This is a genomic window from Bradyrhizobium sp. URHD0069 (assembly GCF_000701345.1).
Classification (GTDB): Bacteria; Pseudomonadota; Alphaproteobacteria; order Rhizobiales; family Xanthobacteraceae; genus Bradyrhizobium.
In genome coordinates this window covers 23196-36569 of sequence record NZ_JNIJ01000028.1, presented here as the reverse complement: position 1 = coordinate 36569, position 13374 = coordinate 23196, and the positions used below count along the sequence as shown (strand labels likewise).

Here is a 13374-nt window from a genome sequence, read left to right as displayed (position 1 = left end):
CGAGCCCGGTAATCGGCGCGGCGCTGCCTGCATCTGACCAAAATTTGCGTGCTTGCGGCGGGCCGAAGGTGGACCCATATTCCAGCTAATTGATTTAGCTGATGGGTCGACCGGCCGGGAGCGGCGATCTGGGAAGCGTATCCGGGAACTCTTAGGATGGCTCCGGCAGGAGGACATCACCTGGTCGTTTTCCGGTTTCCCGTGGGGACTTCGAACGCCTGTGCCATGCTGCAACTGACTTCCAGATTTGATTCGTCCGCGCCGCCCGCCACCGCCGCATCTATTCCCCGAATGGGCAATGATGAGAACCGCACCGGGGGTACCGGCGGTCCGGCCACGTCCGTCATCGCCAAGGTAAAGCCGAAGACGAAGCGACCGAATCTCTACCGAGTGCTGATCTTGAACGACGATTACACGCCAATGGAATTCGTCGTTCACGTTCTGGAAAAGTTCTTCCAGAAGGATGTCGAGGCCGCGACCAAGATCATGCTCCACGTCCATCACCATGGCATCGGGGAGTGTGGGGTGTTCACCTACGAGATCGCCGAGACTAAAGTGACGCAGGTGATGGATTTTGCTCGCAAGCACCAGCATCCCCTGCAATGCGTGATGGAAAAGAAGTGAGGCCGCGCGAAATCCGCTAGGAATGGGAACGGGTTTTGCTTCAAAGATGGGGCGGATCGGACGAGCGTAGGCCTTCCCCCGGGCGGCTGAGCGTATTTGCCCTGGTGTAGCGCCTTCGGTCTAAGTGCAAATGGGGTCCGGGAGCCGGTCTTTCGCCATGATCGGATGCAACTATATGACAAAGGTTGTTGTTGCCTGACCGGGTAACGGCGATCATGATGGCCGGGGGCCACAGAGGACGCGAATGCCGACTTTTTCTCAGAGCCTTGAACAATCCCTGCATCGCGCGCTTGCGATTGCAAACGAGCGTCATCATCAATATGCGACGCTTGAACACCTTCTGCTGTCCCTGATCGATGACTCCGATGCGGCCGCGGTGATGCGTGCCTGCAGCGTCGATCTCGACAAGCTGCGCACCAGTCTCGTCAATTATCTCGAAACCGAGTTCGAAAATCTGGTGACGGACGGGGCTGACGACGCCAAACCGACCGCGGGTTTCCAGCGCGTTATCCAGCGCGCGGTGATTCACGTCCAGTCGTCCGGGCGCGAGGAGGTCACCGGCGCCAACGTGCTGATCGCGATCTTCGCGGAGCGCGAGAGCCATGCCGCCTATTTCCTGCAGGAACAGGACATGACCCGCTACGACGCGGTCAATTACATCAGCCACGGCATCGCCAAGCGGCCCGGAGTGTCTGAGGCGCGCCCGGTGCGCGGCGTCGACGAAGAGACCGAGGCCAAAGGCAATGAGGACTCCAAGAAAAAGGGTGAAGCGCTCGAAACTTACTGCGTGAACCTCAACAAGAAGGCGCGCGACGGCAAGATCGATCCGGTCATCGGACGGAACTCCGAAATCAACCGCGCCATCCAGGTGCTCTGCCGGCGGCAGAAGAATAACCCGCTGTTCGTCGGCGAAGCCGGCGTCGGCAAGACCGCGATTGCGGAAGGGCTCGCCAAGCGCATCGTCGACAGCGAAGTTCCGGAAGTGTTAGCGGCGGCGACAGTCTTCTCGCTCGACATGGGAACCCTGCTCGCGGGCACACGCTATCGCGGCGATTTTGAAGAGCGGCTGAAGCAGGTCCTCAAGGAACTCGAAGCGCATCCGAACGCCATCCTGTTCATCGACGAGATCCACACGGTGATCGGCGCCGGCGCGACGTCCGGCGGCGCGATGGATGCCTCCAATCTGCTCAAGCCGGCCCTGGCATCGGGCACCATCCGCTGCATGGGCTCAACGACTTACAAGGAATACCGTCAGCACTTTGAGAAGGACCGCGCGCTGGTGCGCCGGTTCCAGAAGATCGACATCAATGAGCCGACGGTGGAGGATGCGATCGCGATCCTGAAAGGTCTGAAACCCTATTTCGAGGACTATCACCGGCTGAAATACACCAACGAGGCGATCGAGGCCGCGGTGCAGCTGTCATCGCGTTACATCCACGACCGCAAGCTCCCGGACAAGGCGATCGACGTGATCGACGAATCCGGCGCGGCCCAGATGCTGGTCGCGGAAAACAAGCGCAAGAAAACCATCGGCATCAAGGAAATCGAGACCACGATCGCGACCATGGCCCGGATTCCGCCCAAGAGCGTCTCCAAGAACGATGCGGAGGTACTAAGGCATCTCGAACAGACGTTGAAACGCGTGGTGTTCGGCCAGGACAAGGCGATCGACGCGCTCGCAGCATCGATCAAGTTGGCGCGGGCAGGGTTGCGGGAACCCGAGAAGCCGATCGGCTCGTATCTGTTCTCCGGTCCGACCGGCGTCGGCAAGACGGAAGTTGCAAAGCAGCTCGCAGCGTCGCTTGGCGTCGAACTGATCCGGTTCGACATGTCCGAATACATGGAGCGCCATACCGTGTCGCGCCTGATCGGCGCGCCTCCGGGCTACGTCGGTTTCGACCAGGGCGGTCTGCTCACTGACGGCGTCGATCAGCATCCGCACTGCGTGGTGTTGCTCGACGAAATCGAAAAGGCGCACCCGGATCTGTACAACGTGCTGCTGCAGATCATGGATCATGGCCGGCTGACCGACCATAACGGCAAGCAGGTCAATTTCCGCAACGTGATCCTGATCATGACCACCAACGCGGGCGCCGCCGACCTGGCGCGTCAGGCGTTCGGCTTCACGCGCAACAAGCGGGAAGGCGACGATCACGAAGCGATCAATCGCCAGTTCGCGCCCGAGTTCCGCAACCGGCTGGACGCCATCGTCTCGTTCGCGCATCTCAATGCCGACGTGATCGGTATGGTGGTAGAGAAGTTCGTGCTGCAGCTCGAAGTGCAGCTCGCCGACCGCGACGTCACCATCGAGCTGTCGGATCCGGCAAAGGCTTGGCTGGTTCAGCACGGCTATGACGAGCAGATGGGCGCGCGGCCGATGTCCCGCGTGATCCAGGAGCACATCAAGAAGCCGCTGGCCGACGAGGTGCTGTTCGGCAAGCTCAAGGGCGGCGGCCACGTTCGCGTCGTGCTGGTCAAGGACGAGGCGGCCGCGGAAGCGGATCAGGAGAAGATCGGCTTCGAATATGTCGAGGGGCCGGTCACGCCGAAGCCGGAAAAGCTGCCCGGCGCGCGCAAGCGCACCGTGCCGCGCAAGCCGAAACCCGGCGGGCCGAGCGGTGGCGGCTCCAAGGGCCCGGTCTCACGAGGTCCGCTAGTCAAGGCGTGAGCGGTTTATATCGCGAATGAAGAGCCGCGAATGAAGAGCCGGCGTGTCGCAAGACCGCCGGCTTTTTTGATGCGCGACGTGGCCAGTCCGCAGGGGCGTTGCCCGGACGGACATCGTGCTTTGCCGGCGATGACGGCCAAAGTTCCAATTTTACGGACTATTCAGGTATTCCCCGTACAATTTGTTAATCAGCTTAGAACAGCGCTCACGAAACGCTCAGGATGAGCATGCCAGATGCATCTCTATCAATCGTCGACCAAGTCGAAGCGGCCATAGATATTGGGTCAGAGGAAAAGCGCTTAGACACCATCAAGCGCGTTACAAATCTTTTTCTGTCGTCCGCGGACAGCTTCAGTAGTGAGCAGATTCAGCTATTTGACGATGTGCTCGAGCGTCTCATAAAGACGATAGAGATTCGGGCGATCGCGGATGTCAGCGCCCGCATAGCCCTTGCTGAAATGAGCGTTCAACTTGCTCCCGTTGCCCATGCGCCGCCGTCGGTCGTTCGGCGCCTTGCAAGGAACGATGAGATCGCGATCGCCGGACCCGTTTTGACGGAATCTGCGCGTCTGAGCACAGAGGACTTGGTCGAAGTCGCCGAGACCAAAGGTGAGCAGCATTTGTTGGCGATTTCGGGTCGTTGGTGGTTGAAGGAAGTCGTCACCGATGTGCTATTGGCGCGTCGGTATCCGACCGTCAGCCGCCGGCTAGTCAATAATCCCGGTGCGCGCGTGTCCGCAGCTGGATTTGCAATTCTTGTCGCGCAGGCTGAATCCGATCCTGAACTTGCCGTCGGAACCGGGATCCGTGTCGATTTGCCGTCGGCACTTCGCCATCAACTGTTGCGCAGTGCGACGGAAGCCGTCCGAGTGAGGCTATTGTCACGCGCGCCGCCTCATTTGTTCGAGGAAATCCGAGGCGCGATTGCCGCCGTCTCAGGCGGCGTTAATCGCGAAATGTCCAAGGTTCGCAACTTTGCCGCGGCTAAGGAATTGGTGGCGCTGCTGAACGACAAGGGCGAACTCAATGAAGCGACTTTGTTCGGGTTCGCTAAACAACGCAAATACGAAGAAACTGTCGCTGCACTTGCCGTGCTGTCGCAATCCACCATCGAAGTAGTTCGTCCCCTGATGCAAAGCCTTCGCGACGGCGGCGTCCTTATTCCTTGTAAGGTAGCGGGGCTAAGCTGGGAGACGGTTTACGCGGTGCTGGAGAGCCGCTTTGCGACTGGCTCAATGGGCTCGCATGAATTAGCCAACGCTAGACGTCAATTTGGCAGCCTGACGACTGAAAACGCGCGCCGCTTGCTCAGGTTTTGGCAGATACGATCGGCACCTTCATCATCAAATGCGAATTGAATCGGGCGGTCCTGAAACGCAGGAATGCCCGACTTGTCACGTCGGCATGCGACCTCTTACTGCGTTAGCATTGGCAGCAAAGCGCCCGCCTTATCTTGAAAGTTCACATCTAGTCGCGCTGCGTTGCCGCTGTGATACCGTTCAGGCGACGACTTTCAAAAGCCCGCGTTGTTGAGGTGGACACACGCTTCGCGCCGCCTGCGGAAGGCGGCGGTGCGGATCGGACGATAAGCCGGTTGAGATCGAATCGCTGTTGTTGTTCGACGAACTTGACCGCGAAGCCATTGGGTAAAAGTCGGACGACGCGGCCGATGCAGGCTCCGACGGCCAGGGGCATTCCAATTGGCGGCTGCACTTGGGCGGACACCGCGACACCCGAGACCGACATGTCGATGACGAAGCAGCCATGAGTGGTGCCGTCGGCCAAGATCAGAGTTGAATGCGGACTTACCGGGACGATGCGCGCATCTTTCCTGGTATCGGGGATGCTGGGATTTTTCAGCTTCTTTTCCAGCCAAGTGAGCTTGCTCGCGAGCTTCTCCCGCTTGGACCGTGTCATCTCGAGTTCGAAGAGGAAGGCGCCGGTCGTGGTGTCGCTGATAAAGCCCTCGAGTTTACCGAAATCGTTGAAATAGGATGTGATGGGATCGCCGACCTTGCCGACCACTGGCACCTCGACCATCATCCGGAACGGCGAAACGCGCGTGGTCCGGCACGCGAAGGTGCGGGGCTTTCCCTGTTTGTCATACCATTTTGCGAGGCTGTAGTTCCCACGGACGGCAATGTTGACGGCTCGCCGTTTGCTAAAATTTTCGATAGACACCGGTACTACATCCTCAGCCAAAGCCGCACGTTTTAAAGTGGTTAGCCCAACGAAAGAGCGACGCGAACGCATTCATTTCTTGAGGTTATCAAAGACTTCCAAATTCGCCTCAATACCAGGACATATAGGTAATGCGCGCATCCAGGAGTACACGCCGTTACTTCGGCGTCGTTCGGTTCAGCCTTCGCCGATAAGCTTTTTGATGCGGCGCTGCAGCTGGCGCTTTTTCTGCTCGCTCTTGCGCAGCCGTTCCGCGAGATCAGAGACGGGTAGCTGGGGCGGGATTTCCGAGAAGGCTACGCCGACGAAATTGTCGCGCCACCAGATGATTTTGGCGAGCAAGGAACGGCCTTTTCGCTCGATCGTCAGCGACATCTGCTCTTTGGGGAGTTTGATGACGTTGCTGCGTTCGATGCTGGCGCCTTTGTCGGGGATGTTGCGGACGACGCCATCCGCGCCGTGCTCCCCGAGCTCTGCCACGCCGCCATAGATGATCTTGTCGCGCGTGCTTTGACGTCGACCCAACATCGAAAATCCCCCAATAAAGAGGAGGACCTTACCCAGCCGCGCCGCACGCGAAAGACCGCGGCCGCCAAAATGTCGCGTTAACGTAAACCGATCCCGCCCGGAGCCGCGCGGAATCAGGGGCAATATTGCGTGTGCGTAAGGTTACGCCGCGCTCTCGCGCAATCCGCGTGCGATTTGCTTCTGCGCATCGAACTCGCGCCGACGGCGCGCCAGTTCGTCTGCGCTCAGGAGTGCGATGTTGTTATAATCGCGCTTCCAGGAGACGTCCGCGCTCCAGCGCAGCGGCGAGTGGACGGTGGTTTGCGCAGCCGGTGCCGTTTCCAACACGCGCAGCGCGAGCTCCAGCGTGAAGGCCTGCGAGTCCGGATCGTGCGGCTTGCCCGCCGAATTTCCCAGCGGAAAATCGCTGAACAGAAACCGCGGCACCGCGGCGTGCTCGACGATGTCCTTGGCGCAACCCATCACGACGGTGGAGGTGCCGTTGGCGTCCAGGTGGCGAGCGACCAGGCTGACGGTCTGGTGGCATACCGGGCAGTTCGGCACCAGCACGGCGACATCTACCTTATCGGCCCGGCAGCGCGCGAGGATTTCAGGCGCGTCGATCTCGATGGTGACGCGATGGCTGCGGTTGGTCGGGACGCCGAAAAACCGCGGCGCGACTTCGCCTATCCGTCCTTCGCGGGCGAGGCGCTCCAGTTGCGACAGCGGAAACCAGGTGCCGCTGTCCTCGGCTGATGTGTGCACGCGATCATAGGCAAGGTGTGAAATCCGCAGATCATGCGTCTTCGAGGTGTCGCCGCCATAGACGGAATAAAATTTCGCGCCGCCGTTATATTTTGCGCCCGGACCCTGATCGCCCTTGGCGGGATCGAACGGCGCCGCCGTGGTGACGATGGCGACGCGGGATTGGTTGAGGGGCTTTTTCAGGGGCTGGAACGGCGCATCGACATAATGCGCCCAGCGATAGGGCGTGGTGTAGCCGATCGCCTGATAATATTCGCGGGTGCGCGCCATATAGGGGACCGGCGCGTCATCATCGGGTGCGAAGCCAAGCTGGTCGTTAAGCGGTACGGTCATGTCTTGCGCTCCCACATGCGCGCCAACATTCCTAGATAGCTAGCTAGTCGGTTCCCTGTGTCAAGCACGGTTCTTCCGGAAGCGAGATATGGCGGTGCAAACACTCATCGGTCTGCGTGCTGCGCTTTACGCTGTGCTCCTGGCGCTCTTGTTGCCGGTGGGGCAGGCGCCCGCCGAGGACGCGGCGCCCGTGGCCGACGGCGAGATCGCAAAACCGAGTGTCGAAGAACGCGCCATCCCCGCGGATGAAAACAACGGCGCGCCGCAAAAGGCCACGGAGAACGCACGCGACACCGACACCCGCGAAGCGATGTGCCTGATGATCGAATCGGCGGCCAAAGCCAACGATCTGCCGCTTGAGTTTTTCGCCCGCGTGATCTGGCAGGAAAGCCGCTTCCAGTCCGATGCGGTGGGACCGGTCACCCGCAGCGGCCAGCGCGCGCAAGGTATCGCGCAATTCATGCCCGGGACGGCCAGCGAGCGGCGGCTGCTCGATCCCTTCGATCCCGTGCAGGCGCTGCCGAAATCCGCGGAATTTTTGAACGAACTGCGCAACCAGTTCGGCAATCTCGGGCTTGCCGCGGCCGCCTACAATGCCGGGCCGCGACGTGTGCAGGAATGGCTCGCGGGTACCGGCCCGATGCCGCAGGAGACGCGCAACTACGTGGTCGCCATTACCGGTGCCTCGGTGGAGGACTGGTCCACCGCCGGCAAGGACAGCAAGATGCCAGCGCGCGCCCCGAGCTCCAGCTGCCGCGAGTTGATGGCATTGCTCAAGCGCGCGCCCAATCCGTTTGTGACGCAGCTCGAGCAACATGTGAAGCTTGGCGCGGCTCGTCTCTGGGGCGTGCAGCTCGCCGCCGGCTTCAATCGCGATCGGGCGCTGGCAATGTATTCGCGCGCCATCAAAGGCTTGAGCGCGGTTATCGGCGACCAGGATCCGAGCCTGCTGAGCTCGGTGTGGCGCAGCCGGGGCACCCGCACTTTCTATCAGGTGCGGATCGGCGCCGACACGCGTCCCGCCGCCGACGATCTCTGCGCCCGCATCCGCCGCGCCGGCGGCGCCTGTTTCGTGCTGCGAAACACGAATGTCAGGGGGTGATCGGACGGCCCAGACTATGGCGAACGCCTTTGGCTGATCGACTGGGAGTCAGCCTATTGCAACGATCCCCTCGTCGACGTGGCGATCATGCTCGACAGTTTCGCCCCTTCACCGGAGTTGGAGGAGGTATTGCTGCGGGCCTGGCTAGGTCGCGCATCCGGCGAGACCCTTCGCAACCGGCTCGCGCTGATACGCGCGCTTACCCGCTTGTACTATGCGGGCGTCCTGCTCAGCGCTTCTGCGTCGGCCCCACGGGCCAGTCCCGACACCGATCTCTCGGCTCCGACTCTGACGGCGTTCCAGCTGGCGATCAGCGAAGGGCGGCTCAAGCCCGGCACGCCGGAGACCAAACATATCTTGGGAAAGATGTTCCTTGACTCATTCTTTTCCGGCGTTGCTGCCCCGGGATTCGACGCCGCCGTTTAGCCAGGTCGACGCGGTGGCAGGATGGCTGATCTGCCTGCGGTTCGCTTGACGCGGGTTGCTTTGACCAGCGTTATGCGCGCGACGACTCACATTTTCCGGTTGCCCGTGCCGCTTCCCGCACTCGACTCACCGAAATGGCAAAGTCCCGTGCGGGCGTTCGCATGGGGCTTGCGGTCGGTCGCCTCGACGGTCCTCACGCCCGTGCTGTTCGCCACCTATCTCGGCATCGGCGCGCTGGCTCATGACACGCATTTCAGCCTGGGATGGGTGCTTGCGAGCACGGCGCTGATTTGGGCCGGCCCGGCACAGATCATCCTGATCTCGACGGTGGGCTCCGGCGCGACCGTACTGCAGGCGGCAGTCGCCGTGACCGTCAGCGCGATCCGGCTGTTTCCGATGGTTGTATCGGTACTGCCGATGATGCGTACGCCAAAGACAAAACGGCGTCACCTGGTGCTGGCGACCCATTTCATCGCGGTCACCTTGTGGGTCGAATGTTTTCGCCTGCTGCCCCAGGTGCCGCGCGAACGGCGGATCGCGTTCACGCATGGGCTCGGCGTTGGTCTCGTCTCCGTCTGCCTGGTTGCGAACACGATCGGTTACAGTCTCGCAGCCAACCTGCCGCAACTGTTTGCCGCCGCGATCCTGCTCTTGACGCCTTTGGCATTTCTGCTTTCCACCGCGCGCAACTGCCGGCAGCTTGCCGATATCCTGGCGCTGGTTCTGGGATTGGCGCTGTTTCCGCTGGTGACCATGCTGCACACCGGCGTCGATATCCTGATCAGCGGCGTCTCGGCCGGCACCATCGCTTATGGCGTTCACCGGTGGCGGGAGCGCGAATGAGCGATTTGGTGGGACATCTCCTTGGCGAATGGAATGCGCTGATGGTGCTTGTGATCGCGGGCTTCCTGCCCAATGAGGTCTGGCGGATGCTCGGACTGTGGCTCGGGGGCGGCGTCGACGAGGGCTCCGAGCTCTTGGTCTGGGTGAGGGCGGTGGCAACCGCCATCCTCGCCGGCGTCATTGCGCAAATTTTGCTGTCGCCGCCCGGCGCCTTGGCCAGCGTGCCGGGATGGCTGCGCTACGCCGCGGTGGCGGCCGGGTTTGCGGCTTTTGTCATAACGCGGCGATCGATTTTCGCCGGCGTGGTCTGCGGCGAACTGCTGTTGCTTGCTGGCAAATGGTGGCTCGGGTAACTACCTCATCGGTCCAGCTAAAGGCAGACATGGTTCGAGACAATGAACTCCGCGAAGGGGAATTGGCCGTCGAGATGCCGCCGGCACGCGATGCCGGGCTTGTCTTTATCGGCCGCATCCGCACGCCCTGGACCTCGCGTGCCGACGTCCCGCGGCAAGGCCGTCATGATGGCCCAGTCTGCCGGCTCGAGATTTTCGAGCCTTGGGTGCCGGCGCTGAAGGGGGTCGACTTCTACAGCAATCTCGAAGTGATCTATTGGCTGCATCGGTCGCGCCGCGACCTTGTGCTGCAAAGTCCGAAGAACAACAAATCGACCCGCGGCACGTTCTCACTGCGCTCGCCGCAGCGGCCGAACCCAATCGGCACCTCGATCGTCAAGCTGGTCGGTATCGAGGGATCGACGGTCCTGGTGCGCGGGCTGGATTGCCTCGACGAGACGCCTTTGTTGGATCTCAAACCCGACCGTTGCGAGTTCACGCCGCTGGCGCAGCCGCAAGACGGGGATTTCGAGACGGAATGATGGGCTACGAGACTTACGCGCCCTTCAGTGCCGCGATCAGCTTGGCGGCGCTCTCTTCCAGAACTTTGCCGTCTTCCTTGCGGCTCGCCGGCGGCAGCAGGGCGACGCCATTTTGGCGCGGCATCACGTGCATGTGCAGGTGAAACACCACCTGTCCGCCGGCGGGTTCGTTGAATTGCTGCACGGTGATACCGTCGGCCTTGAAAGCCGTCATCGCCGCGCGGGCTATCCTGTGGGCGCCGCGCGCGACATGGGCGTAGTCTTCAGCTGTAACGTCCAAGATGTTGCGGGCGGGCGCCTTCGGGATCACCAGCGTATGGCCAGGCGACCGCGGCATGATGTCGAGAAAGGCCAATACGTGGTCGTCCTCATAAACCTTGTAGCAGGGGAATTCGCCACGCAGGATCTTTGCGAAGGGGTTGTTGGGGTCATAGGCGGTCATGGCGGCTCCTGAATCGGCGGTCAAGACGGGTCGGCAATCTTACGAAACGGAGCGGCATCGGAGAGTTCGCGACCGGCCTCCGCCACATAGGCGCGCTCGCGCCTGAGATAGTCTGAGATCGCGCGGCGCAGATCGGGGTCGGCGATGTAATGCGCGGAATAGGTGGTTTGCGGCAGATAGCCGCGCGCGAGCTTGTGCTCGCCTTGCGCGCCGGCCTCCACAGTTTTCAGGCCGCGCCGGATCGCAAAGTCGATGGCCTGATAATAGCAGACCTCGAAATGCAGAAACGGATGATGTTCGATGGCGCCCCAGTTGCGTCCAAACAAGGTATCGGAGCCGATGAAATTGATGGCGCCGGCGATCCAGCGGCTTTTGCGCCGGGCCATCACCAAGAGCACATCCTTGGCCATGCTCTCGCCGATCAGCGAAAAGAAGCTGCGGGTGAGATAGGGCCGGCCCCATTTCCGTGAACCGGTCTCCATGTAAAAGGCGAAGAAGGCGTCCCACGCGTCTTCGGTGATGTCGCTGCCATTGAGCGCGTGGATCGTGATGCCCTCGGCGATCGCATCGCGCCGTTCGCGGCGGATCGCCTTGCGATGACGCGAGTTGAGGGAGCTAAGAAAGTCTTCGAAGCTGCCGTAGCCCTGGTTGCGCCAGTGAAACTGCTGGTCGTTCCGCTGCAGGAATCCGCAACGCGCCAAATACTTCGATTCGGCTTCGGGTGCAAAGGTCACGTGAACGGAAGAGGCTTTGGTCGCGTCGCACAACGCCACCAGTCCGCTCGCGAGCGAGGTGCGGATTTCCTCCCTGTCCGCGCCATCACGAACCAGCAGCCGCGGACCGGTCGCCGGGGTAAAGGGAACCGAGACCTGCAGTTTCGGATAATAGCGTCCACCGGCGCGTTCATAAGCGTCGGCCCAGCCGCGGTCGAACACGTATTCACCCTGCGAGTGCGATTTCAGATAGCAGGGCACGACGCCGGCGATCTCACCGTCGAGCCGCGCCAATAGGTGGCGCGGTCCCCAGCCGGTTCGCGCAGTTGCCGATCCGGAGGCTTCCAGCGCCGAGAAAAACGCATGTGAAACAAATGGGTTATACCCAGACATTGTATCGACGCAGGAATTGGCGGCGATGCTCGGCGAAGCCAGGGTGTCCCGGCCATTGTGGGTCCCCGAGGCCAGACCCAGCTTGGCGCAGGCATCCCAATCTGCAGCCGGAATCTGGCTGATAGACGAGACCGCTTCGAGAGTTATTTCGGATGATGCCATCGGCTGTCAGGAACCGGTCACGCGTTAGGATCAGCCATCGCATATGGTGACCGGCCCCAAAGATCGTGCATTGCGGCAGCGACTTCAAGGGCGCGGGCCCGTCAGGTTCCCGGCCGGAAACCTTCAAAGATCATTTGATCGGCATAGCGGGCCGCCCGTTCGCGTTGCTCGGGCGTGCGCACCGTCCAGGTCAAAAGCGGCAAGCCGAAAATGTTGCGCGCGATCCAGGGCGCCGGGGCCGGTAACTGATTGACCCAATAGGCGACGAAATGCGGCCGCGTACGGAACGCATGGCGGAGGTGCGCCATGCCGTGGCGCTGCTCCGGCGTCAGCTTTTTCCAATAGTCATCGTCATAGTTGCGCTGGGCGACGATACCGCGGGCAAGCGCCGGCATCGATTCGCGCAGCGCCAGCACCTGGTCGGGGTCGAACGACATTCCAGCCACAGGTCCCGAATAGGAGGCGAGCACCTCCGCCATTCGCGTCACCAGTTTGCGGTCGCCGTCAAAATGGCTCTTCACCTCGATCACGAGGGGCACGCGGCCCCTGACCAGGGCGCAGAGGTCGCCGAGCGACATCATCCGCTCGAAGGTATTTCTGAACTTTACCGCCTTGAGCTCGGCCGCGGTCATGCCGAGCAGCGCGCCGCTGCCTTCGGTGAGGCGGCCCAGCGCATCGTCGTGATGCACCATGGCCTCGCCATCGGCGGTGAGCTGCAGGTCGACTTCGATGCTGAAATTACCATCGATGGCGGCTTGAACCGCGCCCGGCATGTTTTCGATGATGCCGCGCGCAGCGTCGTGCAGCCCGCGATGAGCGACCGGCCGCGCCGTCAACCAGTTGGGCGCCCGCACTTGGGCGGCTCCGCTCAGGAGACCTCGAATATTCCTTCGACCTCGACAGCGGCGTCAGCAGGAAGCGAGGCCACGCCGACGGTGGTGCGGGCGTGCCGGCCCTTGTCACCGAATGCCGCGACCATCAGGTCGGACGCACCGTTCAGCACTTTCGGCCCGTCGAGAAAATCCGGTGCCGAATTGACGAAGCCGCCGAGCCGCACCACGCGGACCACCTTGTCGAGGTCGCCCAGTGCCGCCTTGATCTGCGCCAGCAGGTTGATGGCGCAGCCGCGCGCCGCAGCGTTGCCTTGCTCAACAGTAACGCCCGCGCCAAGCTTGCCTTTGGCGATCAGCTTGCCCTCCGGGTTGACGCAAACCTGCCCCGAAACGAACAGCAGGTTTCCGGTGCGCACGAAACCGACGTAGTTCGCCACCGGGCTGGCGGGCTCATGCAAAACCACGCCCTGTGCCGCAAGTTTCTGCTCGACCGTACCCGCCATGTTTC

15 protein-coding genes are annotated in these 13374 nt (G+C 61.7%); 8 read left to right on the top strand and 7 right to left on the bottom strand.

Annotated elements, in window-relative coordinates:
• Positions 1-291 precede the first annotated feature (291 nt).
• From clpS to N554_RS0117980, 3 genes are all read left to right on the top strand, one after another.
• Complete coding sequence (gene clpS, locus N554_RS0117990; RefSeq protein WP_029584739.1) at positions 292-624, top strand: ATP-dependent Clp protease adapter ClpS; 333 nt, start codon at positions 292-294, stop codon at positions 622-624.
• 244 nt (positions 625-868) lie between these two features.
• Entirely contained in the window at positions 869-3292 is a 2424-nt protein-coding gene (gene clpA, locus N554_RS0117985; protein WP_029584738.1) for an ATP-dependent Clp protease ATP-binding subunit ClpA, read from the top strand.
• Between the two features lie 227 nt (positions 3293-3519).
• Complete coding sequence (locus N554_RS0117980) at positions 3520-4650, top strand: DUF2336 domain-containing protein (protein WP_029584737.1); 1131 nt, start codon at positions 3520-3522, stop codon at positions 4648-4650.
• A gap of 109 nt (positions 4651-4759) precedes the next feature.
• Here N554_RS0117980 and N554_RS0117975 read toward each other — a convergent pair whose 3' ends face one another.
• From N554_RS0117975 to N554_RS0117965, 3 genes are all read right to left on the bottom strand, one after another.
• The gene (locus tag N554_RS0117975; RefSeq protein ID WP_245283641.1) at positions 4760-5473 is read right to left on the bottom strand and encodes a PilZ domain-containing protein; all 714 of its coding nucleotides are present in this window, start codon (positions 5471-5473) and stop codon (positions 4760-4762) included.
• A gap of 177 nt (positions 5474-5650) precedes the next feature.
• Complete coding sequence (locus tag N554_RS0117970) at positions 5651-6001, bottom strand: hypothetical protein (RefSeq protein ID WP_029584735.1); 351 nt, start codon at positions 5999-6001, stop codon at positions 5651-5653.
• A gap of 141 nt (positions 6002-6142) precedes the next feature.
• Positions 6143-7078, bottom strand: coding sequence for a glycine/sarcosine/betaine reductase selenoprotein B family protein (locus N554_RS0117965; RefSeq protein ID WP_029584734.1), 936 nt, complete (start codon positions 7076-7078; stop codon positions 6143-6145).
• Between the two features lie 88 nt (positions 7079-7166).
• Here N554_RS0117965 and N554_RS0117960 point away from each other — a divergent pair, with 88 nt between their 5' ends.
• The 5 genes from N554_RS0117960 to tsaA all read left to right on the top strand — a co-directional run bounded on the left by N554_RS0117960 (position 7167) and on the right by tsaA (position 10323).
• Entirely contained in the window at positions 7167-8180 is a 1014-nt protein-coding gene (locus N554_RS0117960; protein WP_029584733.1) for a lytic transglycosylase domain-containing protein, read from the top strand.
• A 78-nt stretch (positions 8181-8258) separates the two neighbouring features.
• Entirely contained in the window at positions 8259-8606 is a 348-nt protein-coding gene (locus N554_RS0117955) for a hypothetical protein (protein ID WP_029584732.1), read from the top strand.
• A gap of 105 nt (positions 8607-8711) precedes the next feature.
• The gene (locus tag N554_RS0117950; protein WP_029584731.1) at positions 8712-9449 is read left to right on the top strand and encodes an AzlC family ABC transporter permease; all 738 of its coding nucleotides are present in this window, start codon (positions 8712-8714) and stop codon (positions 9447-9449) included.
• Positions 9446-9802 carry an AzlD domain-containing protein gene (locus tag N554_RS0117945; protein ID WP_029584730.1) on the top strand — a complete coding sequence of 119 codons (357 nt, stop codon included), beginning with the start codon at positions 9446-9448 and terminating at the stop codon, positions 9800-9802. The genes N554_RS0117950 and N554_RS0117945 overlap by 4 nt, the downstream gene beginning before the upstream one ends.
• A 29-nt stretch (positions 9803-9831) precedes the next feature.
• Entirely contained in the window at positions 9832-10323 is a 492-nt protein-coding gene (gene tsaA / locus N554_RS0117940; protein ID WP_029584729.1) for a tRNA (N6-threonylcarbamoyladenosine(37)-N6)-methyltransferase TrmO, read from the top strand.
• A gap of 13 nt (positions 10324-10336) precedes the next feature.
• Here tsaA and N554_RS0117935 read toward each other — a convergent pair whose 3' ends face one another.
• The 4 genes from N554_RS0117935 to N554_RS0117920 form a co-directional block, all read right to left on the bottom strand.
• Positions 10337-10765, bottom strand: a complete 429-nt coding sequence (locus N554_RS0117935) for an HIT family protein (RefSeq protein WP_029584728.1) — start codon at positions 10763-10765, stop codon at positions 10337-10339.
• 20 nt (positions 10766-10785) lie between these two features.
• The gene (locus tag N554_RS0117930) at positions 10786-12033 is read right to left on the bottom strand and encodes a GNAT family N-acetyltransferase (protein WP_029584727.1); all 1248 of its coding nucleotides are present in this window, start codon (positions 12031-12033) and stop codon (positions 10786-10788) included.
• 101 nt (positions 12034-12134) lie between these two features.
• Entirely contained in the window at positions 12135-12887 is a 753-nt protein-coding gene (locus tag N554_RS0117925; protein ID WP_029584726.1) for a glycerophosphodiester phosphodiesterase, read from the bottom strand.
• Positions 12888-12901: 14 nt separating this feature from the next.
• The gene (locus N554_RS0117920; protein WP_029584725.1) at positions 12902-13369 is read right to left on the bottom strand and encodes a RidA family protein; all 468 of its coding nucleotides are present in this window, start codon (positions 13367-13369) and stop codon (positions 12902-12904) included.
• Between the last annotated feature and the right edge of the window lie 5 nt (positions 13370-13374).